29 protein-coding genes, 1 tRNA gene and 1 rRNA gene are annotated in these 26,482 nt (G+C 56.4%); 11 read left to right on the forward strand and 20 right to left on the reverse strand.

The features are described from left to right. The first annotated feature begins 44 nt into the window (after positions 1 to 44). Both H8S11_RS00005 and rrf read left to right on the forward strand, forming a co-directional pair. Positions 45 to 119 (forward strand) — tRNA-Glu (locus tag H8S11_RS00005). A gap of 50 nt (positions 120 to 169) precedes the next feature. Further along, positions 170 to 285, forward strand: a 5S ribosomal RNA gene (gene rrf / locus H8S11_RS00010). A 37-nt stretch (positions 286 to 322) separates the two neighbouring features. Here the strand turns inward: rrf and H8S11_RS00015 are convergent. The 3 genes from H8S11_RS00015 to H8S11_RS00025 are packed head-to-tail and all read right to left on the reverse strand — an operon-like array spanning position 323 to position 2,743. Continuing rightward, the gene (locus H8S11_RS00015; protein WP_186851766.1) at positions 323 to 862 is read right to left on the reverse strand and encodes a GNAT family N-acetyltransferase; all 540 of its coding nucleotides are present in this window, start codon (positions 860 to 862) and stop codon (positions 323 to 325) included. Between the two features lie 31 nt (positions 863 to 893). After that, a complete protein-coding gene (locus H8S11_RS00020) occupies positions 894 to 2,099 on the reverse strand; it encodes a substrate-binding domain-containing protein (protein ID WP_186851767.1) in 1,206 nt (401 codons plus the stop codon). 26 nt (positions 2,100 to 2,125) lie between these two features. Continuing rightward, on the reverse strand, positions 2,126 to 2,743 hold the full coding sequence (locus H8S11_RS00025; RefSeq protein WP_186851768.1) for a DUF1643 domain-containing protein: 618 nt from the start codon (positions 2,741 to 2,743) through the stop codon (positions 2,126 to 2,128). Positions 2,744 to 2,916: 173 nt separating this feature from the next. Here H8S11_RS00025 and H8S11_RS00030 point away from each other — a divergent pair, with 173 nt between their 5' ends. After that, positions 2,917 to 3,540 carry a flavin reductase gene (locus tag H8S11_RS00030; protein WP_147573050.1) on the forward strand — a complete coding sequence of 208 codons (624 nt, stop codon included), beginning with the start codon at positions 2,917 to 2,919 and terminating at the stop codon, positions 3,538 to 3,540. A 41-nt stretch (positions 3,541 to 3,581) separates the two neighbouring features. Here the strand turns inward: H8S11_RS00030 and H8S11_RS00035 are convergent, their stop codons facing one another. After that, a complete protein-coding gene (locus H8S11_RS00035) occupies positions 3,582 to 4,457 on the reverse strand; it encodes a DMT family transporter (protein WP_186851769.1) in 876 nt (291 codons plus the stop codon). A gap of 71 nt (positions 4,458 to 4,528) precedes the next feature. Between H8S11_RS00035 and sfsA the strand changes: the two genes are divergently transcribed. Further along, complete coding sequence (gene sfsA / locus H8S11_RS00040) at positions 4,529 to 5,245, forward strand: DNA/RNA nuclease SfsA (RefSeq protein ID WP_186851770.1); 717 nt, start codon at positions 4,529 to 4,531, stop codon at positions 5,243 to 5,245. Between the two features lie 80 nt (positions 5,246 to 5,325). On the opposite strand, the gene recR is transcribed toward sfsA, so the two are convergent. The 4 genes from recR to ilvA all read right to left on the reverse strand — a co-directional run bounded on the left by recR (position 5,326) and on the right by ilvA (position 8,250). Beyond that, positions 5,326 to 5,928 (reverse strand): recombination mediator RecR, encoded by a 603-nt coding sequence (gene recR / locus H8S11_RS00045; RefSeq protein ID WP_147573054.1) that lies wholly within the window; start codon positions 5,926 to 5,928, stop codon positions 5,326 to 5,328. Positions 5,929 to 5,961: 33 nt separating this feature from the next. After that, positions 5,962 to 6,117 (reverse strand): hypothetical protein, encoded by a 156-nt coding sequence (locus H8S11_RS00050; RefSeq protein ID WP_186851771.1) that lies wholly within the window; start codon positions 6,115 to 6,117, stop codon positions 5,962 to 5,964. A 13-nt stretch (positions 6,118 to 6,130) separates the two neighbouring features. Further along, the gene (gene rpe / locus H8S11_RS00055) at positions 6,131 to 6,775 is read right to left on the reverse strand and encodes a ribulose-phosphate 3-epimerase (RefSeq protein ID WP_186851772.1); all 645 of its coding nucleotides are present in this window, start codon (positions 6,773 to 6,775) and stop codon (positions 6,131 to 6,133) included. Positions 6,776 to 7,029: 254 nt separating this feature from the next. Continuing rightward, the gene (ilvA, locus tag H8S11_RS00060) at positions 7,030 to 8,250 is read right to left on the reverse strand and encodes a threonine ammonia-lyase (RefSeq protein WP_147573057.1); all 1,221 of its coding nucleotides are present in this window, start codon (positions 8,248 to 8,250) and stop codon (positions 7,030 to 7,032) included. 197 nt (positions 8,251 to 8,447) lie between these two features. Between ilvA and H8S11_RS00065 the strand changes: the two genes are divergently transcribed. The 6 genes from H8S11_RS00065 to H8S11_RS00090 all read left to right on the forward strand — a co-directional run bounded on the left by H8S11_RS00065 (position 8,448) and on the right by H8S11_RS00090 (position 12,767). After that, entirely contained in the window at positions 8,448 to 9,152 is a 705-nt protein-coding gene (locus tag H8S11_RS00065) for a 5-bromo-4-chloroindolyl phosphate hydrolysis family protein (RefSeq protein ID WP_240288540.1), read from the forward strand. 10 nt (positions 9,153 to 9,162) lie between these two features. Next, positions 9,163 to 9,339, forward strand: coding sequence for a hypothetical protein (locus tag H8S11_RS00070; RefSeq protein ID WP_186851773.1), 177 nt, complete (start codon positions 9,163 to 9,165; stop codon positions 9,337 to 9,339). A gap of 55 nt (positions 9,340 to 9,394) precedes the next feature. Beyond that, on the forward strand, positions 9,395 to 9,619 hold the full coding sequence (locus H8S11_RS00075) for a hypothetical protein (protein WP_186851774.1): 225 nt from the start codon (positions 9,395 to 9,397) through the stop codon (positions 9,617 to 9,619). Positions 9,620 to 9,653: 34 nt separating this feature from the next. Further along, positions 9,654 to 10,859: a toxic anion resistance protein gene (locus tag H8S11_RS00080; protein WP_147573063.1), complete on the forward strand. Its 1,206-nt coding sequence runs from the start codon at positions 9,654 to 9,656 to the stop codon at positions 10,857 to 10,859. A 101-nt stretch (positions 10,860 to 10,960) separates the two neighbouring features. Continuing rightward, entirely contained in the window at positions 10,961 to 11,995 is a 1,035-nt protein-coding gene (locus tag H8S11_RS00085) for a TPM domain-containing protein (RefSeq protein WP_186851775.1), read from the forward strand. Between the two features lie 130 nt (positions 11,996 to 12,125). Then, positions 12,126 to 12,767, forward strand: a complete 642-nt coding sequence (locus tag H8S11_RS00090) for a single-stranded DNA-binding protein (protein ID WP_147573067.1) — start codon at positions 12,126 to 12,128, stop codon at positions 12,765 to 12,767. Positions 12,768 to 12,815: 48 nt separating this feature from the next. Here H8S11_RS00090 and H8S11_RS00095 read toward each other — a convergent pair whose 3' ends face one another. The 5 genes from H8S11_RS00095 to H8S11_RS00115 form a co-directional block, all read right to left on the reverse strand. Continuing rightward, positions 12,816 to 13,511 carry an ABC transporter ATP-binding protein gene (locus H8S11_RS00095; protein ID WP_147573069.1) on the reverse strand — a complete coding sequence of 232 codons (696 nt, stop codon included), beginning with the start codon at positions 13,509 to 13,511 and terminating at the stop codon, positions 12,816 to 12,818. Next, entirely contained in the window at positions 13,498 to 14,346 is an 849-nt protein-coding gene (locus H8S11_RS00100; protein WP_186851776.1) for an ABC transporter ATP-binding protein, read from the reverse strand. Before H8S11_RS00100 ends, H8S11_RS00095 begins: the two co-directional genes overlap by 14 nt. After that, a complete protein-coding gene (locus tag H8S11_RS00105) occupies positions 14,343 to 15,494 on the reverse strand; it encodes a branched-chain amino acid ABC transporter permease (RefSeq protein ID WP_147573073.1) in 1,152 nt (383 codons plus the stop codon). Before H8S11_RS00105 ends, H8S11_RS00100 begins: the two co-directional genes overlap by 4 nt. A gap of 18 nt (positions 15,495 to 15,512) precedes the next feature. Beyond that, positions 15,513 to 16,442 (reverse strand): branched-chain amino acid ABC transporter permease, encoded by a 930-nt coding sequence (locus H8S11_RS00110; RefSeq protein ID WP_186851777.1) that lies wholly within the window; start codon positions 16,440 to 16,442, stop codon positions 15,513 to 15,515. 170 nt (positions 16,443 to 16,612) lie between these two features. Continuing rightward, positions 16,613 to 17,836: an ABC transporter substrate-binding protein gene (locus tag H8S11_RS00115; protein ID WP_147573077.1), complete on the reverse strand. Its 1,224-nt coding sequence runs from the start codon at positions 17,834 to 17,836 to the stop codon at positions 16,613 to 16,615. 311 nt (positions 17,837 to 18,147) lie between these two features. On the opposite strand from H8S11_RS00115, the gene H8S11_RS00120 reads away from it, so the two are divergent. Continuing rightward, entirely contained in the window at positions 18,148 to 18,864 is a 717-nt protein-coding gene (locus H8S11_RS00120) for a polysaccharide deacetylase family protein (RefSeq protein ID WP_186851778.1), read from the forward strand. A 58-nt stretch (positions 18,865 to 18,922) separates the two neighbouring features. On the opposite strand, the gene H8S11_RS00125 is transcribed toward H8S11_RS00120, so the two are convergent. From H8S11_RS00125 to H8S11_RS00155, 7 genes are all read right to left on the reverse strand, one after another. Further along, a complete protein-coding gene (locus H8S11_RS00125) occupies positions 18,923 to 19,393 on the reverse strand; it encodes a RidA family protein (protein ID WP_186851779.1) in 471 nt (156 codons plus the stop codon). A gap of 32 nt (positions 19,394 to 19,425) precedes the next feature. Beyond that, positions 19,426 to 20,601, reverse strand: coding sequence for a M20 family metallopeptidase (locus H8S11_RS00130; RefSeq protein ID WP_186851780.1), 1,176 nt, complete (start codon positions 20,599 to 20,601; stop codon positions 19,426 to 19,428). 15 nt (positions 20,602 to 20,616) lie between these two features. Next, the gene (thrC, locus tag H8S11_RS00135) at positions 20,617 to 21,876 is read right to left on the reverse strand and encodes a threonine synthase (RefSeq protein ID WP_186851781.1); all 1,260 of its coding nucleotides are present in this window, start codon (positions 21,874 to 21,876) and stop codon (positions 20,617 to 20,619) included. Further along, positions 21,873 to 23,027, reverse strand: coding sequence for a M20 family metallopeptidase (locus H8S11_RS00140; RefSeq protein ID WP_186851782.1), 1,155 nt, complete (start codon positions 23,025 to 23,027; stop codon positions 21,873 to 21,875). Before H8S11_RS00140 ends, thrC begins: the two co-directional genes overlap by 4 nt. A 72-nt stretch (positions 23,028 to 23,099) precedes the next feature. Further along, positions 23,100 to 24,377: a TRAP transporter large permease gene (locus tag H8S11_RS00145; protein WP_207721872.1), complete on the reverse strand. Its 1,278-nt coding sequence runs from the start codon at positions 24,375 to 24,377 to the stop codon at positions 23,100 to 23,102. Further along, positions 24,374 to 24,886 carry a TRAP transporter small permease gene (locus tag H8S11_RS00150; protein ID WP_186851783.1) on the reverse strand — a complete coding sequence of 171 codons (513 nt, stop codon included), beginning with the start codon at positions 24,884 to 24,886 and terminating at the stop codon, positions 24,374 to 24,376. Before H8S11_RS00150 ends, H8S11_RS00145 begins: the two co-directional genes overlap by 4 nt. A 90-nt stretch (positions 24,887 to 24,976) precedes the next feature. After that, positions 24,977 to 26,026: a TRAP transporter substrate-binding protein gene (locus H8S11_RS00155; RefSeq protein ID WP_186851784.1), complete on the reverse strand. Its 1,050-nt coding sequence runs from the start codon at positions 26,024 to 26,026 to the stop codon at positions 24,977 to 24,979. Between the last annotated feature and the right edge of the window lie 456 nt (positions 26,027 to 26,482).

The raw sequence follows: 26,482 nt of genomic DNA on the forward strand, positions 1-26,482 counted from the left end.
TAATCAGTGGGTCCCGGGTTCGAATCCCTGAAGGCGCACCACACGGCCCGTTGGTCAAGCGGTTAAGACGGCGGCCTCTCACGCCGCAAACATGGGTTCGATTCCCGTACGGGTCACCAAGTTTTCTCTACAATTTGATATGGTTTTAGTCACTTCGGTGATTAAAATAGTAGGTGCTGATTAGGGCGAGGGTCCACCCGTTCCCATTTCGAACACGGAAGTTAAGCTCGCTTCTGCCGAAAATACTTGTCTGGAGACGGACCGGGAAGATAGGTAGTGCCTACACAAAGTAGGACAGTTAAATAACTGTCCTGCTTTTTTATTATAGTATTTTGCGGTATCTCAAGTCGGTAAGGACAGTGTCAGGCGAGAGGCTGACCTTAATACCATATCCATCCCAAGTGAAATCGTGTTTTTCATAAAACCGCCGGGCTCTGCTGTTTTCCTGGAGCACATAGAGAAAGCATCCGGGATATCCTTCCCGTTTTAGGCGTGCGAGGATCTCCCTCAGGAGCAGAGAGCCATATCCAGAGTGCCAGTGCGCTGGGTGGACATAGAGAGAAATCAGTTCTCCCCACTGGGCCAGACTGGGTAAGCCTTTGGGCTGAAGCTCCGTCCGCACAGGGCCATATACTCCACAGCACAGGGGATGCTCACCATTGTACAAGATGAGCCCTTGAAGTTTTCCAGTACCGCAGTTATCATGAAAGAAGGGCACCCAGCGGTCATCCAGAATCTCACGGTCCAAGTAGTCTTTGGGAATAAGGCCGTGATAGGCTGCCCTCCAGCCCAATGCGTGAAGGAGAGACATATCTTTGTAATGTGTTTCCGTATGGGCTTCTAAAAAACGCAGTTGCGTCATAGCGGCTCCTCCCTTGTATGGTCTTAATTTGTTAACGAATTGATACGTATCCGCTGTCTTCCACAATCTGCTGGCCCTGTTCAGAGAGAATCCAATCCAGGAAGGCATTCAGATTTGGATTACTCTCCCTAGGATCTGGAGCTCCAATTGGAGCGGCAGTGATGGCAAAAAAGGAGTCGGCGATAGGGTAGCTGCCGTCCCGGATAGACTCCTTAGTTGGGGATACGCCATCCAGGGCCAGCAGACGTATTTGATCGTTGGCCGCCATTTCCGAGGCGTAGAAGCGGAAGGAAAAGCCAATAGAGTTTTTATAGTTCCGATAGCTGGCCACCTGCTGGATAATACCGCCCATGCCGCCCACCCGGTCCTCTTTCTCCGGCTCTATCAGGGGAAGACCATCCATCAGGCGGAGGAGGGCTGACTGGCTGCCGCTGTTTTCCAGCCGCTGGAAGGGGCGGATGGGCTGATTCTTCCCGCCTACCTGATTCCAGTTGGTGATCTGGCCGGTGTAAATACCCTGTATCTGCTCAACCGTCAGTCCCTCCACGGGATTCCTGCTGTTGACAAAAAAGACGAAGGCTTCCCGGCCAATGGGGGTCAGGTGGAGCTCTTTTGCGGCCCGCCTGGCCATCTCCAGCTGCTCCTGGGAGGGGGCGGCGGCGAAGATCAGGTCAGTGCGGCCAGTGATGAGCCGCTCGTAGGCGTTCACAGTGCCGCTGCAGGTGATAGAGCCATAGCCTTCCGAGGTATTGTCGTACAGGGGATATTCCCCCTGGGGATAGACCGCTTGCACAAAGCCGGCATAAACCGGATACAGGGCGGTGGCGCCATCCAGGCGCAGAAGGTCCTCCCGGTGAAAGCGCAGGGTGGACTGCTCCTCCAGGCTGACAGCTTTGGTGCCCTCTGAAAAGGGCTCGTACTGCCAGAGAAGCAGGTCACGGTCGTCCACCGTGGGGACGCTGCTCCGCCAAAGGCCGAAGGCGCAGTAAGCGCCGCAGCCGATGGTAACAGCCGCCAGACACAGTGCAACCCCCTTTCTCCACCGCCGGGGAAAGAGAATGGCAAGTACCGCGCCTGCCAGAAGGCTGGGCAGGAGGACCCAGGACGCCCGCTGGACATAGGTGGGAGCCATGAGGGAAATATAGATCAGAAGAATCGCTAAGAGGAATCCGAGAAAAAGGCCGATGAATATAGCTGCGAATACCCGGCAGATCAGTTCCTTCCAGTTGACCTTCATAAGCCGCGTCTCCTTTCTGTTCCAAATCAGATATGGGTTAGATAGGAATCGACATCAAACTCCTCTAGGACACTGTCTTTCCGCAGGTACAGGGGATGGTGGGGATGTCCCTTTTTTGAGCGTTTTCCGGCAGACCACCAAGAGGCGTGATAGTCGCGGCCCAGCTGGACCATATCCCGGACGCAGAGAGGCAGATAGTCCCGTTTTTCAATGATCGTCCCCCAGGCCGCCCATACAGAGGGTGAGCCGGACCGGTCCAGGGACAGGGCGTATGCGAAGGCCCTCATATTTTCATGATGGAGGGTGTGATTGCAGGTTTGCTCCATGTGGTCCGGGTCTGTGGCCCGCTGGGCGTAAACATTGAACATAATAAAGCTGTCATACCCGTTATGATGGGCGATTCGTTCCACCGATTTCAGGGTGTTGTCCAGGGCATCCGGAGCTGCCGTGGAGGGATTGACACCTACACAGATCAGGGGGCGATCCCCTCTGGTTCCAAGGATGTATCGGTACTCAGAATAAAAATTGGGCACATAGAGCCAGCGGGAGGAGTCATAGTCGGGATTGGGCTCTTGAGCCTCCTCTAAGGCCTGGTCGAAGGAGATGAGCTCCAGCTGGGTGGTCTGGCAGGCAGGTATATGCATGGGGTATCCTCCTTTTTCTCTCTATTTTTATTATAACAGAGAGGCAAATAGAGGACAAGGGAAGAAAAAGTCTCCCAGTCCCTGCAAATATTTTCCTTGACAACGGGATAAAATGTTGCTATGATAGAAATATAAATAGGAATAATTCTTATTAAAAGTAAGGAGGAACTCATATGAACCGCAAAGCATTCAGCCGCATCAACTATGGCCTGTTTATCGTAGGCGCCGAGTTGGACGGCAAGCCTCAGGGCTGTATCGTCAACTCTCTGCACCAGGTCACATCCTCTATGCCCTTCAAGTTTTCCCTGACAGTAAACAAGAGTAACGAGACCTTCAAAGCCATCGAGGCGAAGGGGAGCTTTGCCGCCACGGTACTGGCCAAGGATACCCCAAAGGATCTGGTCAATCTGTTTGGCTATAAGTCCGGCCGGGTAGTGAACAAGTTTGATGGCTTCGACGTAGAGCGGGATGGGGCAGGAAATCCCTATGTGAAGGATCACGCTCTAGCCCGGTTTAGCTGTAAGGTAGTGGAGAAGCTGGATCTGGGCACCTATATGCTCTATATCGCTGAAACGACGGAGGCCGAGGTGCTGGGCGAGGGGCCTGCCCTGACCGTGGACGACTTCAAGAACGACGGGGGCTCTACTCCGCCCACCGCCACTGTGGTCCGAACCCTGGAGGGCAACGAGGGCTGGAGATGCACCATCTGCGGCTATGTGGCGGAGAAGGAAACTCTGCCCGACGGCTATCAGTGCCCTATCTGCCGGGCCAACAAAGACAAATTTGTAAAACTGTAAAAGGATAAAAAGGAGCTGTCCCAGGCGGACAGCTCCTTTTATTATTCATTTGTGGTTCGATTCAGTAGAAGAATGGCCAGGAAGATGGCCCCCATGCCCAGCAGTTTATAGAAGGTGACTGACTCATGGAACAGGCAGATCCCCAACAGGGCGGCCACAAAGGGCTCTACAGTGGCAAGGATGGCGGCTTTCCCCGCCTCGGTGTACCGGAGCCCCTCAGTGTACAGCAGGTAGGGCAGGATACAGCACAGCACCCCGATGCCCAACCCGCCCAGAATAGCCCGCCAGTCCGCCAGCGCCTCCAGATGGCGGGGAAGACCAGACAGGGGCAGAGAGGCCAGGGCGGCAAAGAGAAAGGTGTAGAAAGTGACCGTAGAGGAGGCGTATTGCCTAAGGGCCAGCTTGCCAAAAATTGAATACAGAGCGTAACCAAATCCGGCTCCTAATCCATATAGTATCGTCAGATAGGACACAGACTGCTGGCCCAGCGGGAGCAGCCCGGTGACCAGGACACAGCCTGCAAAGGTCAACGCAAGGGCGGCCACCTTGTGGGACGTGATTCTCTCTCGAAAAAAGAGGGCGGACAGAAGGGTGACGAAGACGGGGGAGGTATACAGCAGCACCGCCGCCACGGACATGGAGCTGGTGGAGATGGCGGAGAAGTAACACCAGTTGAAAAAGACCAGGGAGCAGACACCGGAGCCAAAGAAGTAGTACCAGTGCCGGGGCTGGATTTTCAGCGCTTTACGGTCCGTAGCGGCTAGAAAGAGGCCGTAGAGCAGAGCGGCTACCGCACTGCGGAGAGCCACTCCATCCATAGAGGAGAGACCGGCGGCGGTGAGCAGCTTCAAAAAGACGCCGATACAGCCCCAGAGGGCAGCGGCGGCGATAATGTTCCAGACAGCTTTTTTCTCCATGGGACTTGCCTCGATTCCTATCATTGGCTATACTAGGGACATATTACCAGAACTCCGGGGGAAAAAACAAGATGAAATATCCCAATATCCGCGCCGGTACTTTTCTAGCCCGGCCCAACCGCTTTGTTGCGCAGGTAGAGGTGGAGGGGAACCTCCAGGTCTGCCATGTGAAAAATACCGGCCGGTGCCGGGAGCTGCTAGTCCCTGGATGCCGGGTCTATCTGGTGGACAGTCACAATCCGGTCCGTAAGACCCGCTTTGACCTGGTAGCGGTAGAGAAGGAGGGGCCGGCAGGCCCTCTCCTGATCAATATGGACTCCCAGGCGCCCAACAGAGTATTTGGGGAGTGGGCGGCCGCCGGAGGGCTGGGGTTTGTCCCCACACTGCTTCGACCAGAGATGACATATGGGAATTCTAGAATCGATTATTACTGGGAGTTTTTGAATGGAGGAGAAAAGACCTTCGATTCTACCCGTGGGTTTGTGGAGGTGAAGGGGGTCACCTTAGAGGAGGACCGGATCGCCCGGTTCCCGGACGCCCCCACCCTGCGGGGCGTGAAGCATTTGGAGGCGCTGGTGGCGGCCCGACAGGCGGGATATGGGGCCGCCGTCTGCTTTGTGGTCCAGATGGAGGGGATGCGCTGGATGGAGCCAAACGATGCCACTCACCCCGCCTTTGGGGAGGCTCTGCGCCGGGCGGCCCGGGCGGGGGTGGAGGTGATAGCGCTGGAATGTGGAGTGACTCCGGATACCCTTCGGATCCTGCGGCCTATTCCGGTAAAGCTGTAAAAAACAGGCTGTGGAGTGTCCTCTCCACAGCTTTTTGTATGCTCATTTGAAACAATGGGGGACGTGAGGTGAGGGAGGATTCAGATTTCCCGCCGACCCTCCAGGGCCCGCATTAAAGTCGCGTCGTCCGCATACTCCAGATGGCTGCCCACAGGGATGCCATAGGCCAGCCGGGTCACCTTTACCTGGAACGGCTTGAGCAGACGGGATAGATACATAGCGGTGGCCTCTCCTTCTGTGTCGGGGTTGGTGGCCATGATGACCTCAGCCACACCGCCGGCGGCTACCCGCTCCACCAGGGAGCGGATATGCAGGTCGTCAGGGCCCACCCGATTCATGGGAGAGATGACCCCGTGGAGCACATGATAGACGCCGCCGTACTCCCGGCTGCGCTCCATAGCCACCACGTCCTTGGGATCGGCTACCACGCAGACGGTGGACCGGTCCCGCTTCTGGCTGGCACAGATGGCGCAGGGGCCCTCCCCCTCGGTGAGATTCTGGCATACGGGGCAGCAGTGGATCACCTTTTTGGCCTCCAGGATGGCCTGGGCGAAGGCGGACGCCTCCTCTTCAGGCAGGGACAGGACATGGAAGGCCAGCCGCTGGGCCGACTTTAGACCAATGCCGGGCAGCTTGGCGAAGTGTTCTACCAGATTTTCAAGGGCGGGGGGAAAATACTGCATGACGGAGACCTCCAGGAGAGATAGGGAGCGGGATTAAATTTCTTTTTCAAAGGTGATGACCAGCCGGTAAGCCATAGCGGTTTCCCAGAAGGTGACGGCCTTGACAGTCCAGCTCTCCCGAGCCATTTCATTCATCTGGGCTTCAGCGTCCTCTGGGGTCTTAGCGGTACGGACAGCGTAGGATTTCATAAAAGGGCTCCTCTCATACCCGCAGGGCGGCGATGGCGGCGGGGATATCCTCCTTGCCGTAGACGGCGGAGCCGGCTACCAGTACGTTGGCGCCCGCCTCCACTACCAGAGGAGCGGTCTTGGGGGCAATGCCGCCGTCCACCTCTAGCTCACAGGTGGGATGATACTTCTCGATGATGGCCCGGACCTGGCGGATGGTCTCCAACTGGGACTCCATAAAGGACTGGCCGCCGAAGCCGGGCTCCACAGTCATGACCAGCACCATATCCAACTCCTCAATATAGGGCAGGATGGCGTTGGCAGAGGTGATGGGCCGCAGGGCCACCGCCTTTTTTACCCCACATTCGCCCATGACCTTCAGGGCCTGGGCGATTTGGGTGGGGTGGTCGGCCTCCAAATGGACGGACAACAGGTCGGCTCCGGCCTTGGCGAAGTCCTCGATGTACCGCACCGGCTTGTCGATCATCAGATGGACGTCCAAAAACATGTCTGTACACTGGCGGATGGACTTTACCACCGGGATGCCAATGGTAAGGTTGGGGACAAAGCAGCCGTCCATCACATCCACATGGAGATAGTCCGCGGACGACACTTTTTTGATGTCCCGCTCCAGATTGACAAAATCGGCGGACAGAATAGAGGGAGCGATCTTTACCATGGTTGATGACCTCACTTTCAAACTTCGACGGAGAGACGGGATAGGAGCGGCTGGCGCGATGGGGCAGTTTGTGGCCCGGGCGCATAGGATACAGGGCGGAGAAGGGAGGCCTATGGCTCTCCCGGGTGCCCCGGGGGAGGCGGATCGCTCCAGGCCGATCCCACGGCCAAAACCGTCCGGTTCAGCCCGCTGGCCCGCCGCTTTTCAGATATCCGCCCGCCGGAGGCCCGCCTCCGGCGGGCGGCAGAGAAGACTCAGGTATAGAAGTCGCCGGTATCCACCTCAGACACCTGATAGCCGGCCTGCCGCAGAGCATCCAGGATCTGGGCCTTGTGGTCGTGCCCGAAGGCCTCCAGAGTGACACGCAGCTCCACACCGGACTGGCGGTTGATGTTGACGAACTGGTTGTGCTCCAGCTTAATGATATTGCCGTTGTTTTGGGACAGTACACCGGCCACTCGCATCAGCTCACCGGGGCGGTCGGGAAGCTGGACGGCAAAGGTGAAGATACGGCCCCGGCAGATGAGCCCGTGCTGGACCAGAGAGGCCATGGTGATGACATCCATGTTGCCCCCGGACAGGACGGACACTACATTTTTCTCCTTGCAGTCCAGGTGGCGCAGAGCGGCGACGGTGAGCAGCCCCGCGTTCTCCACCACCATCTTGTGCCGCTCCATCACATCCAAAAAGGCCTCCACCAGCTCGCCGTCGTCGATGGTGAGGATGCGGTCCACATTTTGCTGGATATAGGGGAACACCTTGTCCCCCGGAGTTTTGACGGCCACGCCGTCCGCAATGGTGGTAGCGGAGGGGAGGGTGACGATGTGACCAGCCTCCAGACTGGCCTTCATGGAGGCGGCCCCAGTGGGCTCAACCCCCACGACCTCAACCTGGGGGTTGAGCAGCTTGGCTAGCGTGGCCACGCCGGCGGCCAGCCCGCCGCCGCCGATGGGGACCAGGATCACGTCCACGTCGGGCAGGTCCTGGAAGATCTCATAGGCGATGGTGCCCTGACCAGTGGCCAGTGTCAGATCGTTGAAGGGATGGACATAGGTTAATCCCTGCTCCTCCGCCATCCGGGCGGCCAGCTCGGCTGCGTCGTCAAATACCTCGCCATGGAGAATGACCTGGGCGCCGTAGTCCTTGGTGTTGTTTACCTTTACCAGAGGAGTAGTGGTGGGCATGACGATAGTGGCGGCCACGCCGGCCGCCTGGGCGGCGTAGGCCACGCCCTGGGCATGGTTGCCGGCGGAGGCGGTGACAAGACCACGGGCCTTCTCCTCATCCGTCAGAGTGCTGATCTTAAAATAGGCCCCCCGAAGCTTGTAGGCCCCGGTGACCTGCATATTTTCCGGCTTGAGATAGACGTAGTTGCCGCAGGTCTTGGACAAGTAGGGGGAGTAGATCAGAGGGGTGGGCCGAAGAACACCCTGGAGTGTGCTCCGGGCGTTTTTAAACTGTTCCAGGGTAAGCATAGGAGGTTCTCCTTTTTATCAAATCAATTCTTTAAAATCATACTCAATCTTGGGGGAGAAGTCAATGAGATAGGGCAAAAAAGGAGGGCGATTTTGGGAGAAAGTGCCCTTCGCCTTGACACTGCTCCACTCCCGGTTGTACAATAAGACTATCTATATCCGAGTTTTGCTGCCCCGCCGGGGCGATGGAGGAAATTATGGCCAAGCATATCAAACCCTCGGTACTGCCCATTTATCTGGTGGGCGTGGTCTGGCTGGGCTATGCCCTGCTGTTTCCGCTGAAGTCGGCGGCTTCCTATGGGATCTGCGCGGTCCTCTCTCTGGTCGCCTTTATCGCTGGGAAGGCCGTCTTTCCCGACAAGGCCTTTGAGCTGGCCGGTGAGAAAGAGGACAGGCCCAAGGAGGAGCCTAAAAAGGAGAAGACCACCGGCGACCCGGCTATTGACGCGCTCATCCGGGAGAGGGACAGGGCGCTGTCAGAGATGCGCCGCCTTAACGACGCCATTGTGGACGAAAAGATATCCGCTCAGATCGACCATTTGGAGGATGTCACCGGAAAGATCATCGACCAGGTGGTGTCGCAGCCCAAAAAACTGCCCCAGATCCGCCGATTTATGGACTACTACCTGCCCACGACACTGAAGATCCTGAACGCTTATGATCGGATGGACTCCACCGGCATCGCTGGGGACAATATCAGCACCACCAAAGCCAAGGTGGAGCGCATGATGGACACCATTACCCAGGCCTTTGACAAGCAGCTGGACGCCCTGTTCGGTGAGGAGGCCCTGGACATCTCCACTGATATCACTGTGATGGAGAACCTGCTGGCCCAGGAGGGGCTGGGGGGAATGACTATGGGGGGCTCATCCAAGGAGGACGGTCCCAAGCTGGAGCTGTGAGGAGGAGAATATGAGCGCGGATACCAAGCAGTCCAGGATGAACCGGGCCCTGATTTGGACCTTTCTGTGGGTTTTGTGGCTGGGGGGCGGGCTGCAGAACCGGATGCTGGTCCCCGGCGCCCCCTACTTCTGGCTCAATCTGATCATCACACTGGCTGGGGTGGTTTTCGTCGGGTTTCACTGGTAACCGTTATTTCACCTTCAAGGAGGAAAAAACGGGCGGCAAATGAAAGGAGAGCAGCATGGCCAATTACCGCGAATTTATAAGCAAGCGCGAATGTCTGGTTAACGCTGTACTCTGGTCTGTGATCCCGGCCTTGCAAATCGGGCTTCTGCTGTTTTTTCCTGATAGACTCAGCGGAAACATGTTCTGGTGGTATGTAGCCCTGCTTCTGCTCCAGAGCTTGAGTTGCGCCTTCCATTGGCGGCGCTGGCTGGCCTATGATAAGAGCCCCAGGAACGATTGAGGTATGACTACTTTCATTTTAGGAGGAACCCAATATGAGTGACGAACTGAACCTGACACCCAAGCTGACCCTGGACCCCAGCGGGGCGGCCGCTGCCCAGCCGCCCGCCGCCCCGGAACTGACCTTGGACCCTGCCCCCGCCCCCGGCACTGCCGCTCAACAGGAGGAGCAGGCGGCCCTCCAGGCTCAACGGGACGCCAACGCCGTCAAGCTGGATGAGTCCATGCTCACCGAGGCGGAGCGGAAGATGGTGGATGAGTTCTCCCAGAAGATCGACGTCACCGATTCCAACCTGGTCCTCCAGTACGGGGCCGCGGCCCAGAAGAACATCGCCGCCTTTTCCGAGAGCGCCCTGAACAATGTAAAGACCAAGGACCTGGGCGAGGTGGGCGAGGCGCTGTCCTCCCTGGTGGTGGAGCTTAAGACCTTTGGCGAGCCGGAGAAAAAGGGCATTGCCGGATTCTTCCAGAAGCGGAAGAATGAGCTGGAGGCCATGAAGGCCAGCTACTCCAAGGCGGAGACCAACGTGAACAAGATCGTCAAGGTGCTGGAGAATCACCAGGTGGTCCTGATGAAGGACATCGCCATGTTTGACCAGATGTATGAGCTGAACACCAAATATTACAAAGAGCTGACCATGTATATCATTGCCGGCAAGAAGCGGCTGGAGTATCTTCGGACCCACGACCTGGCCGATTTGAAGAAAAAGGCGGAGGAGAGCGGCGCCCAGGAGGATGCCCAGGCCTACAACGACCTGGCTAACCTGTGTTCCCGCTTTGAAAAGAAGCTTCATGACCTGGAGCTGACACGGATGATCTCCATACAGATGGGACCCCAGACTAGACTGCTCCAGAACAACGACACGTTGATGCTAGAGAAGATCCAGTCCTCTCTGGTCAATACCATCCCCCTGTGGAAGAGCCAGATGGTGCTGGCTCTGGGCTTGGAACACGGGCGACAGGCCACGGCTGCCCAGACAGCTGTCACCGACATGACCAATCAACTGCTCCAGAAAAACGCCGATCTGCTGAAGATGGGCACCATCGAAACCGCCAAGGAGGCGGAGCGGTCTGTGGTTTCCATCGAAACACTGCAGCATACCAACCAGCAGCTTATCTCTACCTTGGATGAGGTGATGAGGATTCAGACCGAGGGCAGCCAGAAGCGGAAAGAGGCGGAGGCGGAGCTGGGCAGGATCGAAGGGGAGCTAAAGCAGAAGCTTCTTGAGCTAAGGGGCTAAGAGGTCCTGACGGAACAAAGAGCGGAGGCGCCGAAGGATCGCGCAGTTTCTGTGGGGCGGATCTCGAATGCGCCCCTACATAAATGACAAGGGGTTCCTATATGAAATTTTTTCAAAAGACCTGGGTAGCCTGGTTGTGCACAGCCGCGATGATCGGGGCGGCGGTGGTCATCGGCCTGAACAAGGAGAGCGCCGCAGTCCCGGAGCCGGGAGAGGTGGGGCTGGATACCAGCCTGTCCACCGCCCAGTTTGCGGATTATATCTGGGACCAGGCCGGCGTGCTCTCCGATAGCCAGGAGCGGGACATCTGCCTGTATAATGCCAACTGGGTCCAGCGATATGACAGTCTCATCGCGCTGGCGGTGGTGGACGGGGTGTCCGGCGATATTGGCGATTACGCCTATTCCTTGGGGGAGGAAATCGAGCTGGCCAGCAGCGACGGCATCCTGGTCATCGATGTGAAAAATACCAATGGCTATTTGGCCGTGGGGCCGGACTATCCCATGACAGACCAGCAGGTCACCAACTATATGGACCAGTCCCTCTATGAGTATGTGGCGGCGGGAGAGTACGGAGAAGGGGTGCTCAACCTCTTTGCCGATGTCAACCAATTTTATGTGGATAACTACGGCCTGGGCTATCTGGACAACGCCAATCACTATGGCGGCGCCCAGAGGACCGGGGGGCTGGTAATGATGCTGGTCATTCTTCTGGCCATCGTGCTGGTGGCGGCCACCTTGATTGACAGCGCGCGCTATACCGCTTATCGTCAGCGATATTACGGAGTGATCAATCCGCCCTATGTGTTCCGGCCTATTCTGTTCTGGCACGGCCCCTCTTACGGCTGGTACCGCCGGCGGTGGCGTCAGCCGCCCCCTCCTCCTCCGCCAAGGGGGCCTAGAGGGCCCGGCGGTGGAGGCTTCAGCGGCTTTTCGGGTCCGGGCGGCGGCTCCAGAGGGAGCGGTTTTTCCAGTGGACCGAGAGGCGGCGGCTTCTCCGGTGGTTCCCGCGGCGGCGGCTTCTCCTCCGGCTCTTTCCGTGGAGGTGGCTTCGGTGGCTCCCGGGGCGGAGGATTTTCTGGTGGCCGCGGTGGAGGCTTTGGCGGAGGCCGAGGCGGCGGGTTCGGCCGTCGATAGAAAAATAGGGGCGTGTCCGTGGGGGTGGACACGCCCTTTTTGTCGCCCCCTGGGGAACGGCTTGGGACATACCTGGCGTTTGGACTTCATATACATCAGAGGAACAAACGATTCAGGAGAGTGATGGTCCATGAGAAAGTGCTCCGCCGACGTCAACCATATCCGCCTCCATGGCGCGGTAGGGGAGGCCCCAGTCTATTCCCATCTCAACCACGGCGTGGAGTTCTATACCTTCCCACTGGTGGTCCGGCGCCTGTCAGGCGCGGAGGATCAGGTGAACGTGGTGGCTCCGTTGGAGCTGCTGGAGTGCTGCGGACCGCTGGAGCGGGAGAGTGAGCTGACGGTGTTGGGGGAAGTACGGACCTTCAACAACCGAACTGGGGTAGGCAGTAGGCTGGTCATCAGTGCCTTTGCCAGAGAGCTGCGGCAGGAGCCGGGAGAGGATGAAAACCGGCTGGAGCTCTCCGGCACCCTATGTAAGACACCAAGCCTGCGGGCCACCCCCCTGGGGCGGACCATCTGTGATATGATCCTGGCGGTCAATCGCCGGTACGGACGGGCGGACTATCTGCCCTGCATCGCCTGGGGCAGTTTAGCCCACCGGTGCGGAGGCATGGAGGTGGGGGACCAGCTGCGGCTGACTGGACGACTTCAGAGCCGAACCTATACCAAGGTCAGCGGAGACCGCTCCGAGGAGCGGGTGGCCTTCGAGGTGTCCATTATGTCGCTGGCGGCGGAGGTGCCCACAGAAAAAGAGGAACATACGGGATAAGGGAAGAGGGCCGCTGCCTGTTTGACAGCGGCCCTCTGATTCATGTAATTATCCCAGATAGGCTTTCTTCACAGCCTCATTGCTCAACAACTCCCTGCCGGAGCCGGAGATAGTCAAGCGGCCAGTCTCCAAAACATAGGCGGTATCCGCGATGTGCAGCGCCATGTTGGCGTTCTGCTCGATGAGAAGGATAGTGACGCCCTGCTTGTTGATCTCCTTGATGATCTCAAAGATCCCCTTGACCACCAGAGGAGCCAGACCCAGGGAGGGCTCATCCATCATCATGATCTTAGGCCGGGACATGAGGGCACGGCCTACGGCCAGCATCTGCTGCTCGCCGCCGGACAGAGTGCCCGCCGCCTGCCAGGAACGCTCCTTCAACCGGGGGAACAGGTCATAGACCCACTTGATGTCGTCCTCCAGGTCGTCATGGCGTAGATAGGCGCCGATTTTCAGATTTTCCAGTACCGTCAAATCGGGGAATACATGGCGCCCCTCTGGAACTAAGGTGATGCCTTTGGACACGATCCGGTCGGGAGAGAGGGCGGTGATATCGTCCCCCTGGAGATGGATGCGGCCCGCCGCTGGCTTTACCAGTCCGGCGATAGCCCGAAGGGTGGTGGATTTCCCGGCCCCGTTCGCACCGATCAGTGTGACGATCTCTCGCTCTGGCACTTGAAAGGTGATTCCCTTCACGGCCTCGATGCCGCCGTAGTTTACCTGCAATTCGTCAATTTTCAGCATCGTCCGCCACCCCCAAATATGCCTCAATCACCCGAGGATTGTTTTGGATCTCCTCCGGTGTGCCCTGGGCGATCAGCTTGCCGAAGTCCAGGACATAGATGCGGTCGGAGATCCGCATGACCAGATCCATGTGATGCTCGATCAGCAATATGGTCAAATCATACCTTGTGTGGATTTGCCGGATAAAGTCTGTCAGTTCGTGGGTCTCCTGAGGATTCATGCCCGCGGCCGGCTCGTCCAGAAGCAGGAGCTTGGGTTCGGTGGCCAAGGCCCGGGCGATCTCTAGCCGCCGTTGTAGTCCATAGGGTAGGGAGCCAGCCACCTCGTCCTGAAGGTGATCCAGATTCTGCTCCTCCAGCAGAGCTATGGCCTCCCGCCGCATCCGTGCCTCCTCCCGCCTGCTCAGACGGAAGGTGGAGGAAAACACGTTGTGCTTGGCCCGCATATGCTTGGCGATCAGCACGTTGTCCAGCACAGAAAGAGAGGAAAACAGCCGGATATTTTGAAATGTCCGGGCCATCCCCATATGGGTGATCTGATCTGGGGTGGGGGCCAGTTTGTGGGTGAACATCCCCTGGTTCTCCCCCTGGTAGGTCTTTTTCATCTTGCCCTGGGGAAAATTCTCCACCATAGGCTGCCCCAGAAAAGAGATCCTTCCGTTGGTGGGCTCGTAGACCCCGGTGATGCAGTTGAAGGCCGTGGTCTTGCCCGCACCATTGGGGCCGATCAGCGCCACGATTTCCCCCTTGTTTACCTCCAGGGACAGGTCATTGACCGCTACCACGCCTCCAAACTGCATGGTGACGTGCTCTAAATTGAGGATACTCTCACTCATTTCGCCACCCCCTTGGCTTTCTTCCGGCGCTTAAACAGATCTGGCAGTTCCTTGTCCCCCATGATGCCTTTCCGGAAGAAGAGGACCACCACCATAATGATGACGGAGAACACCACCAGCCGGAAGCCGTTGCGGAAGATGCCTGGGGCCTCGATGCCCAGGAAAGCGCCGTTGTCTAAGCCGCGCAGCCACCACTCGGAGGCAGCGATGAATAGGGTGGCCCCAATGACCGAGCCGGAGATGGAGCCGATGCCGCCCAGCACCACCATGAGCAGGATTTCATAGGTCATGGCGGACTTGAAGTTATTGGCTTGGGCGATGCCCAGCACCATGGCCATCCCCGCTCCGGCCACGCCGGCGAAGAAGGAGGAAATACAGAAGGAGAGCATCTTGTGGCGGGCCAGGTTGATGCCCATGGCCTCCGCCGCGATCTCATTTTCCCGGATGGCTTTAAAGGCCCGCCCGTAGGAGGAGTTGATAAGCAGGACGATGATCCCGATACACACTGTGGACATCAGGACAGGGATGAAGGTGGACAGGCTGATGGTCACGTCGCCCGCCTGGATCTTAAAGTCCGCAATCCGTATAAAGCTCTTTAGAGGGTTGGAGCCATTGGTCACCGGCCCCAGCTTTCCCCACTGAAAGACCGCGCGGATGACCTCCGCAAAGCCCAATGTGGCGATGGCCAGGTAATCGCTTTTCAGACGCAGCACCGGCAGACCGATCAGCCAGGCCACCAGGGCGGCCCCCAGGCCGGCCAGCAGGACGGCCACGATTACCCCCAGAACGGTGCCGAAGGGGCCCAGAGCGCCGCTCAACGCCTCCGGGATGGAGAAGCGAACCGCCGCGTCATAGTACTGGTACACCGCGTCCCGGCTGTCAGAGGAGATGGTAAAGATGGCGTAAATATAGGTCCCGATGAGCATAAAGCCCGCGTGTCCCAGGGAAAACAGGCCCGTAAAGCCGGTCAACAGGTTTAGGGACACAGCCGCCAGGGCATAGACCGAAGCCTTTTGCAGCACCTTGAGGAGCATTGACATGTAGTCAGTGGGCTGGATCACCTGGTCCAGAACCAGCACTACCGCCAGCATCAATGCCACCAGCGCCAGGGAGATCAGGGTTTGCCTGTTATTTTTTTGCTGTATCATTTAACCCACTCCCTCCCGTTAAACCTTGTCCGTGGCCTTCTCGCCAAACAGGCCTGTCGGCTTGAAGACCAGGATCACGATCAGCAGCACAAAGGTAAAGGCGTCGGAGAAGGTGGACAGCTCCAGAGGGGACTGGATGATGTGAAAGGTGGTCAGAATGGTATCCAGCCCCTTGATTAGAGACTCAAACACGCCGATGATGAATGCGCCGATCACCGCCCCTGGGATAGAGCCGATCCCGCCGAACACTGCGGCTACAAAGGCTTTCAGGCCGGGCATGGCTCCAGAGGTAGGTACCACACCGGGATAGTTGGAGAAATAGAGCATGGACCCGACTGCCGCTAAAAAGGAGCCGATGATAAAGGTGACGGAGATGACATTGTTAATTTTAATCCCCATCAACTGGCTGGTTTCAAAGTCCTTGGCTACCGCCCGCATAGCCATTCCAACCTTGGTGTGGTTGATCAGCTGTACCAGCAGGATGACCAGTATGATAGTCAGCACCGGAGTAATCAGAGTGACCCGCTTGGTGGTAGCCCCAAACAGATTCACCTGGTCGGAGATCCAGGGGATGGTGGGATAGGTTTTATTCAGACCACCGGTGACATATAGGGCCAGGTTCTGCAGCAAATAGCTGACCCCGATGGCGGAGATCATCACGCTCATGCGGGGAGCGGAGCGCAGAGGCTTGTAGGCGATTTTCTCGATGACAAAGCCTAGAGCCACCGTCAGCAGCGCTACCACCGGCACCGCCAGATATAAGGGCAGGGCCGCCGAGAGATAGACCATCATCAGACCCGCCACCATAAACACGTCGCCGTGGGCGAAGTTAATCAGGCGCAGGATACCATACACCATGGTATAGCCGATGGCAATTAATGCATACTGACCGCCTACGGAGATGCCAGACAAAATATAGGGCAGTATAACCGTTGTGAATTGTTCCATGGGATTCCTCCCTCTCCGTATCAAAATGATCCCTCAGGCCGCCGAGAAAGAGGCAAGAGATCTCACGACCTTTCCGCAGCGACCCAAAGCCTTGTGAAACCGCGCCCGGCGGGGTTTTACTGTCCCGCCGGGCGCGGTGTACGATCTGAAAGGATAAGTCGAGCGTTGACTTACACGCCCTGCTCGCCCACCAGATCCCAGGCGCCGGTTTCTGTATTGCAGTGCTTCACATAGGCCAGATCCCGCACCGCGTCGCCGTTTTCATCGTCGAAAGCGATGTGTCCGGTGATGCCGTCATAGGTCACATCCCACAGCGCCGTCATCACATCGGCGGGATTGGTGGAGCCAGCGGCCTTCAGGGCCTCCAGAGCTACATAGTAGGCGTCGTAGCCCATGACGGAAACGGCGGCGATCATGTCGTTGCCGTTGTTATTGGTCAGGTTGGTGGAGTCGGAGTTGATCCACTCCTTAAAAGCTGCGTCAAACTCCGCGTTGCCGCCCTCCTGATAGAAGGTGGTGACGTAGAGATCGATATTGCTTTTGCCCTTGGCGGCCTCGGTGATTACGTTGGAATCCCAGGTGTCGCCGGCCAGCATGGGCATCCCCAGGTCCTGGGTAGCGGCCTGATCCAGAATCAGCGCCGCCGCCTCAATGGAAACAGGGGCGAAGAATACATCGGCGCCAGAGTTCTTGGCGCTGGTCACATAGGAGCTGTAGTCAGAGGTACCCTCGGGGAAAACCTCATACACACAATTTTCCTCACCAAAGGCCTTCATGAAGTAGTTGCACAGACCCACGGAGTAGTCGTCCCCCTGCTTGGCCAGGCAGTAAGCCTTGGTGGCGGAAAACTGGTCCTTGGCGAAGTTAGCCAGGACTGTGCCCTGGAAGGGATCGATGAAGCAGATGCGGAAGTAGTGGTCGTTGCCAATGGTGATCTGGGGGTTGGTGCAGGTCACGCCGATGGCGGGCACACCCGCGTCCCCAAAGGTGTCGGAAGCGGCGATGGACACACCGGAGCCATAGGAGCCCAGCACCACCGAGCAGCCGGCGGAAACCAGAGTCTGGGCGGCGGAGGGCGCCTTGTCGTTAGCGGACTGGTTATCGGCATAGACCAACTCCACAGTATAGGTCTCGCCGCCGATCTCCACAGTGGGAGTCAGGGAGTGGGCGTACTGCATTCCCAGGATTTCCTGCTTTCCGCCGGCGCCGTTGTCGCCGGACTGGGGCTCAAACACACCGATCTTAACCACCTTGTCACCGGAGCTGGTGTTGGAGGCGGAAGAAGTCCCAGTGTTGGAAGAACCGTTGTTGGAGGAATTGTTGTTTCCGCCACAGCCGGCCAGCATGGTCAGCAGAAGGGCGGCGGACAGGGCGCTGGCAAGGATTCTTTTCATGTTCACTACTCCTTTTCATTCCGGGATCAAGCGTTTTACAGATTGTCTGCCCTGTAAAAACACTTGTACGCAGGATATGATGGCATTATACCTTGTCGCACAGAAAAAAGCAATATGGAATGCAGATTATTTTTGAAAAAATTGCAAAAATAGGACGAGCCATTTTCGTTGCTAAGGAAAATAGGAGAAGTATGTTTCGACAGTGGGGCGCATATAGATGAAGGGACCAGACTCATGTGGGAGATGATGATATGAAGGAGAAAAAGTGTAGACCAAAGATATTTTTTGTTCCAAAGAGGTGGGGGATCGGAATGGTCTGCCTCTGTCTAGCGGCGGTAATGTTCTATGTGGTCAATTATCCGGCGGCCGTTGGGACCGCGGCGACTACGCGGCAGTTGCCTATATACTGTGTTCAGAGGGACCAGAAGCTGGTGTCCATCAGCTTCGACGCGGCCTGGGGCAACGAGGACACCCAACAGCTGATTGATATTTTGGAGAAATATAAGGTGAAGGCCACTTTTTTTGTAGTGGGGGAGTGGGTGGATAAATACCCTGAGTCGGTAAAAGCTTTGGCTGATGCTGGACATGAAGTGATGAACCACTCCAATACCCATGCTCACTATCCGCAGTTGTCCGCCGATCAAGTGGTGGCAGATTTGAATGCCTGCAACGATAAAATTGAGGCGGTCACCGGAGTCCGGCCCACCTTGGTACGATTGCCCTATGGGGACTATGATGACAACTCCATCAACGCCGTCCGGTCAATCGGTATGGAGCCTATCCAGTGGGATGTGGACAGCCTGGACTGGAAGGACTTGTCAGCCGCCGATATCACGCAGCGGGTGGTTAGCAAGGTACAGCCGGGCTCCATCGTGCTGTTCCACAACGCGGCCCTTCATACCCCGGAGGCCCTGCCTGGTATCCTGGAAACCCTGATACAGGACGGCTACACCTTTGTCCCGATCTCCCAAATCATTCTGGAGGGGGACTACACCATCGATCACACTGGGCGGCAGTGCCCAGCGTAAAAGAGGCCCGCCCGGTCAAAAGCCGGGCGGGCCTTGTGTTTGCCTTTATGGGCAGAGTTTAGTCTTTCAGCTCGATGAGCAGCTCAATCTCTACGGGGATATTGCCAGGCAGTACGTTGGTTGCGATAGCAGAGCGTGCGGGCCGACCAGCAGGGTCGCCAAATACATCCATCAGGAGCTGGGTAGATCCGTTCATAACGGCGGGCTGCATATGGAAATCCGGGGGGCAGGCCACAAAGCCCAGCTGCTTGACAATCTGTTTAATACGGTTCAGGTCGCCCAGATGATTGTGCAAGACGGACAACAGGTTGATTGTGGCCAGTCTGGCAGCTGCCTGCCCCTCCTCTAAGGTGAGATCAGTGCCCACCTTCCCGCTGTATACGGCACCGCCAGTGGGATCAGTGGGGCCGACACCGGAGGTATAGACCAGGTTAGAGCCAAACAGCTTGATGGGGGAGTAGAGGCCGCCCGGAGGGGGGGCAGGAGGCAGTTCAATGCCCAGTTCCTTTAAACGCTCATAAACATCCATGACAAGATTACTCCTTTCAAAATATGATGAGATCAAGGTCTAAAATCCACACAGATCTGTGTGAACACCTCGGCCGCCTTGGCCAGGTCAGAGATCTCAATGTATTCGTCATTGGTATGGGCCTGCAGGATACTGCCAGGGCCCATAACGATGGCGGGAATACCGATGCGGGTAAATTTGCTGGCGTCGCAGCTGAAATAGCCTCCTTCGATGGTGTGCTCTCCCATGATCGCATCACAGGCGGCTATGGCGGTCCGGACAATGGGGGAGTCCTCCTCTACCTCCATGGCAAAGTCAGTGACAAAAGGTTCTTGGATCTCCACCTCGTACTCGGGGTGGGAGGATAGCAGCGACTCCAGGCAGCCCAATACCTCCTGACGGACGGATTGGTAGGTCTCGCCCGGCAAGACCCGACGGTCAATTTGTATCTCACAGTAATCCGGGACAATATTGATTAGCTTGCCGCCATGAATTAGGGAGATATTAAAGGTGGGAGGCCCCAGAAGGGGATGCTTCTTCTGTTCATAAAGGGGAAACAGCTTTTTCTCCAGCTCACAGATTACATTGGCCATGGCCACGATAGCGTTCCGTCCCTCCCAGGGGCGGGAGCTATGTCCAGCAAGACCCCTGGATACGATCTTGAAGCGGACGTTCCCCTTACAAGCGCGACAGACGTGGACGCTTGTGCCTTCCCCAACCACGGCGGCGTCAAAGGGGATACCATCTTCCAAAAGGCGAAGCACTCCCTTGTAGCTAAACTCTTCCTCTGCGGCGGCAGCAAAGTAGATGTCGGAGTAGGTCTCGATCTTATGCTCCTTGAGCAGACGCATGGCGTACATCATAGCGGCCACGCTGCCCTTGTCGTCCACACTGCCCCGGCCATACAAACGGCCGTTCTGAATCACAGGCTTGAAGGGTTCGATCTCCATCTCGTCCACTGTGACCGTGTCGGTATGCGCTTCAAAGCAGAGGGCGCCCTTGCCGGTACCCTTCAGATGGGCCAGCACATTGAATCGGCCAGGCAGCGCCTCCTGAAGGATATAGGGGATCTGGTACTGGTCAAAATAGCGGCAGATATATTCTACCATATTTTTCTCACCAGTGCCCCCCTTTTCAAACAGGGGATTGACACTTTCGATGCTGACCAGGTCGCAGAGCAGGCTGACCAGCTCATCTTCCTTGGCCAGTCCCTTGATGGTCTGTTCCATGACTGGCTCCTCCCATCAGTCCTTGGAGTCGTTCAGGTAGTCATTGACAGCCGCTTTCACTGCCTCTACATCGCGGTACTTGACAAAGGGGACTTCCTTCTGACCCTGCTCCATCAGCTTCAGATCCCGCATACCGTTGCCGGAGAGAACACACAGAACAGAGTCGGTGGGCTGGATAACGCCCTTAGCTACCAGCTTTCTGGCGCAGGCCACAGAGCAGGCGCTGGCAGGCTCGGCTACCACGGCCTCCTTACTGGCAATCAGGTGCATGGCCTCCAGGATCTCCTCGTCAGTGGCCTCCTCGGCGCATCCGCCGCTCTTGGTCAGAACATCCATGGAAGTGATACCATCGTATACACATACATCGGCGATAGCGAAGGCGACAGTCTGGGGGACACCGGGCCAGATTTCGGGGTTTTTCAGCCCCTTTTGGTATGCGTCAACCAGCGGGGCGCAGCCAGAAGCCTGGGCCCCTACGAAGCGGGGTATTTTGTCGATAAGGCCCAGCTCCAGCATATCCTTACAGCCCTTATAGATTTTGTTCATCAGGGCACCGCCCCCCACAGGGACGACAATCCAGTCGGGCATCTGAAAGTTCAGCTGCTTGCCGATCTCATAGCCCACAGTTTTGTAGCCGTCAGAGGGCAGAGGATTGGTCAGCATGTTGGTGGTCAGGGATTTCCAGCCAAAAAGCGCCTCGCCCTGCTTGGCCATGCTGATACAGTCATCTATTGTATGCTCCATGCGGATCAGATTGGCCCCGTAACCCCGTACCTGCCAGCCACGTTCAGCTACCGCTCCGGGGGGCAGGATGACGAAGCAGGGCATACCGGCCTTGGCAGAGTACGCGGCCATGGCATTTGCGGCGTTGCCAGCCGACCCCAGCGCCACGGCAGGGGTGTTCCTGGCCTTCTCGATGCTCAACGCAACGGTGGCAAACCGGTCCTTATAGGTCCCGGAGGGATTCAATGTCTCATTCTTTAGAAAGAGCTGCTCCACCCCGACGATTGGGCCCAGGTTACTGGCGGTGAGCAGGGGAGTATTGCCCTCGCTCAGGGTGACAGGCGCCTCCACGCCCTCTACAGGTAACAGATCGCGGTAATCCCACACGCCGGAAACACAGCCGCCCCGGATGACCTCTCGATAGTGGCTGGCATTGGCGGCCAGATCGAACTCCGGCTCCAGGAGCCCCCCGCAGCTTTCGCAGACATAGGGCTCAGTGTCCCGCTCAAAGGGTTTGCCGCATACAGAACATACCAAACGATACTTTTTCATAGACAAGATCCTTTCTGTGCCTGGCGGATGACCGCGGAATACAGGTCAACAGCCTTATGCAACTGGTCAATCTCGATATACTCATCCACAATGTGAGCCTGGTCCATAGAGCCAGGGCCGCACAGGAGCGTTTCCGTATAGCCCGCCTTGCAGAAATAGGACATATCACAGCAGCCCTTGAAATAGGTGACCGCCGCCTCCCGGCCAAACGCCTCCTGAAAAGCGTTTTTCAGTACAGTACATACCTGACCGTCAGGCTGGGTGCTGCTGGGAGTGACATTGATGAAGTCGCAGACCTCGTAGGTCACTTGAGTGCCATCGAACAGCCGGTGGAGGATATCCAGAATACTGGCGCGCAGAGTGTCCGCAGTCTCACCGGGGACAGTTCGACAGTCCAGGATGACCTCACTGGTGCCGGGGACAGCGTTCTCTTTCACTCCGGAGTGGAGCATGGTAGCGGTTATGTTTGGAGGTGGGAGAATGCCGCAGTCCAAGGACTGGCGATCCAGGTCAAAGCGCTCGACCTCCAATAGGAAACGGGCCATCTGATTGATGGCGTTGATACCCTCATAGGGCAAGCCGGAGTGGCACTGACGGCCGTTAATAGCCACCTTGAAGCGGGTCACGCCCCGGTGGGCAATACAGGCCTCCAACATGGTAGGCTCGCCGATGATGGCGATTGTCCGGCCGCCAGGAGGCTCATGGGACACATAATACTGGGTGCCCAAACCGTCCACCTCTTCATCCACAACAAAGACAAGCCGAAGTTCGCAGTTACGGGCTTCGCCCATTTCCACAGCCCGGATGGCACTGGCCATCATAGCGGCAATGCCTCCCTTCATGTCGCAGGAACCCCGGCCATACAAACGACCGTTCTGCTCTGTCAAATGAAAGGGATCGCACACCTGCCAGTCTCCACCAGGGGGAACGACGTCCAAATGGCCGGTAAAGATAATCCGGTTATCAGAGCTTCCATAGACAGCCACGACGTTAGAGCGGTTTTCCGCAATATCCTGGAGCTGGGTACGGAAGCCATAGCCCTCCAGCACCCCCGCAATATACTGGGCCAGGGGCTTCTCATTCCCGTTGACAGTTGGGAAGGCCACCATATCCCGCAGAAATTGCTGCGCTAATTCATGATAATGGTCCATGGTTGATCAAATACTCCTTTTCGGCACACCGGCCCTCCTGAACAAAAAGGAGGGCCGGCAGTAAGCTCATAATTAGCCCATAAGGCTTGGAATCCACATGGTCAGCGGAGGGATAAAGGCCACCGCAACCACAATCAAAACACCTGCGATAAAGAAAGGAATCAAATCTTTGACGACCGATTCAATAGAGCATTTGGCAATGTTGCAGGAGATGAACAGGGTGGTGCCCACAGGAGGAGTAAACAGACCCAGGGCCAATGCACACAGGCAGATAATGGCCATCTGAATGGGATCCATCCCCATACTTTGAGCAATAGGAATATAAATGGGCAGGAAGATATACAGATTTGGGACATTGTCCATGACCATGCCGGCCACGCCCAGCAGCAGCACCATCATAATGAGCAGCAGCCAGTTGGGCAGTCCCAGCCCCAGAAGGGCGTTGGACAGCTTGGTGGGCACCTGCTGGCTGATGAGGATGAACTGCATGATCGAGGCACAGGACACCACCATCATGACCACGGTGGTGCCAATAGCGGCATCCGCCAGCGCCTTGTAGATCTTTTTCAGATTCAGAGTCTTGTAGACGAAGATACCCACAAACAAGGAGTAGATGGCGCAGATGGAGGCGGACTCGGTGACGGTAGCAATACCGGTAACTACGCTGCCTACCATGAAAACAGGAAAAACCATAGCGATCAGGGCATCTTTGGTGGCAGCCCAGATCTCCGATTTACTGGCCCGTGCTTCACGGGGATAATTGTTTTTGATACCCATATAGGCAGTAATGGCGAGAAACGCAAGACCGATGATGATGCCTGGAATAGCGCCGGCCATAAAAAGTTTAGCCACGGACAGGTTGGTAATAGCGGAGATGACGATCATGGTACTACTGGGAGGGATGATGATGCCAACCACAGAGCTGGTGGCGTTGATGGCTGCGGAAAAGGGAGGTGGATAGCCGCGGTCATTCATTTCAGGGATCAGGATGGCGCCTACAGAGGAGGCGTCCGCCACAGAGGAGCCAGAGATGCCAGCCAGGATCATGCTGGTGACCACGGACACACAACCCAGACCGGCGGGCAGGTGGCGGACCAGAACACTGGCAAAGTTGATCAGCTTTTTGGCGATACCAGCCTCGACCATCAGAGTGCCGGCCAACACGAAAAAGGGGACGGCCAAGAAGGAGAAGGATTGTGTCTGGGTAAAGAATTTTTGGGCCGCGACAGATAAGCTAGTGCCGTTGGTCAGAAGGTACCAGATCGATGCGGTTCCCATAGAAAAGGCGATGGGTACGCCAATGCAAATCAGCGCAAAAAACATAAGCGCCATAATAAGGATCAAGGTCATTTCGCAGCACCCTCCTTGTCGATCCTTACAATCTCTATCATCACATACTTAAGCAGATTGAAGGCGAGCATGATGCATACACCTACAAAGCCGATGAACATGGAACCATATGTAAAGGCCTTGCTCAGGTGAGTAAGAGCAAGGTACTCATCCACAAGAGAAAGGGAGAGGTCAAAGGCAGACTTAGCCATGACCGCGGAAAAGAAAAACATGGTGCCGTTAATAAAGATCACGGCGATGTGACGGACGATACCCTTGAATTTATCGAAAAATAAAACCAGGGCGGTGTTCTCCTGGCGCCGGGCGATGACAATCATAGCCATACAGACGATCCAGGGGAAGAAAATCGTGGTCAACTCCACAGAAACTACAATGGGCTTCCCAATTGTGCGGAAAATCACGTTTAGGAACACGTCCAAAGTCAGGGCCGCCATCATTAACGCGGCGATCCCTGTCATAATATTACAGAGAAAGTCAACGGCCTTCTCTATCGCTGATAATACTTTCATAGAACCTCCTCTGTTCACCATGTGTACAGGGGCGCTGGAGCAGCGCCCCTGTACACAAGCACACAAATGCAGGGTTAGTTGCGGTTAGCTTTAGCGGATTGCATTTACAGCCTCAACGATACGAGGATCGCAGGTGGCGAGATAGTCGTCGTAAACACCAGCGGTAGCGGTCTTGAAGCCTTCGACATCGGGGGTGGTGATCTCCAGGAAGCAGCCTTCGTCCTTGACCTTCTGCAGATACTCTTCCTCAGCATTGGCGCAGTAAGCGCGGGCGGCTTCCTGGGCCTTAGCGGCACCGTCCATCAGGATCTGCTGAGTCTCGGCATCATAGGACTCGAACTTATCATTGCTCATTACCAGAGCGATGCCATAAGTGTACATATTCACGATAGCCAGGTAGTCCTGAACCTCTGTGAAGCTGTTCTGATAGATGGCGTCAATAGGGTTGAACTGGCCATCGACGACGCCCTGGCTTAGACCCAGGTACAGCTCAGAAAAGGCCAGCGTGGTGGTGGCACAGCCCAAAGCGTCCATGGTCTTCAGGGAAACCTCTTCGTTGGTACAGCGCATATTGATGCCCTTCATGTCCTCCACGGAGTTGATGGGACGGACATTATTGGTGATCTGAACGGTGCCCAAATCGCCCCAGGCTACGATTTTGTAGCCATTGTTTTGGGCGATGTCCTTTAAGGCGTTGCCGAAGTCGCCGTCCAGCAGGGCATGGGCCTCGTCATAGGTGTCCACCAGGAAGGGCAGCCCATAAGCGCCGAAGTTGCCGTCTACGTTAGACATGGCAGTAACGCCGGGAATGGTGAAGTCCATGGAGCCGGTCTTTACCATTTCCACCATCTCCTGCTCGCTGCCCAGGGAGGAGTTGGGGAAGATCTCAACGGTGATACGACCGCCAGAAGCCTCGTTCACATAGTCGGCGAATACGTGGGCCATTTCGCCACGGACAGAGTCTTCCACAGTGTTGAAGCCAAGCTGGAAGGAGTAAGAGGGAAGTTCTTCCTGCTGGGAACCAGAGGAAGTATTGGTGTTTGTGTTCGCGTTGGTGCTGCCGCTGTCTTTACTGCCACAGCCGGCGAACAGGGAGACCATCATGGTCAGGGAGAGCGCGAGAGCAAGTGCCTTTTTCATAAATCTACCTCCATAAAAAATGTGTGATTTACCACACGGGTCAGAGGTCGGCCAAAGCCCCACGCATAAAAGGATCTTGACAATTTCCCATGGGAAATTGTCAAGGCAGATCCCTGCCTTGACCTTATCTGATCACCATTGGTATGTATTTAACAATCCCACGCCGCCGCGGGACTATTAACACAGATACTGGATGGCCAGGGTGACCACTAGCATACCGTCGAAAATCAGGATACCATATGAGATTATCTAGAACGGAGACTACGACCCGCACGGTCTACCTCATGGGCGAGAAACTTCAGAAGCGCTCCACAAAAATATATTTTCATAATGCGGAAATAAATTCTTTATTATGAAACATTTATGTAATATTAATAGCTTGTTTAAAGAAAAAAGTCAAGTAGTGAATTAATTTTTGAAAAGCTTGCATAAAAAAGTTTTAGATATTTGTCTATT

Origin of the sequence: Flintibacter hominis, assembly GCF_014287965.1 — a bacterium.
Taxonomy (GTDB): Bacteria; Bacillota; Clostridia; order Oscillospirales; family Oscillospiraceae; genus Lawsonibacter; species Lawsonibacter aceti.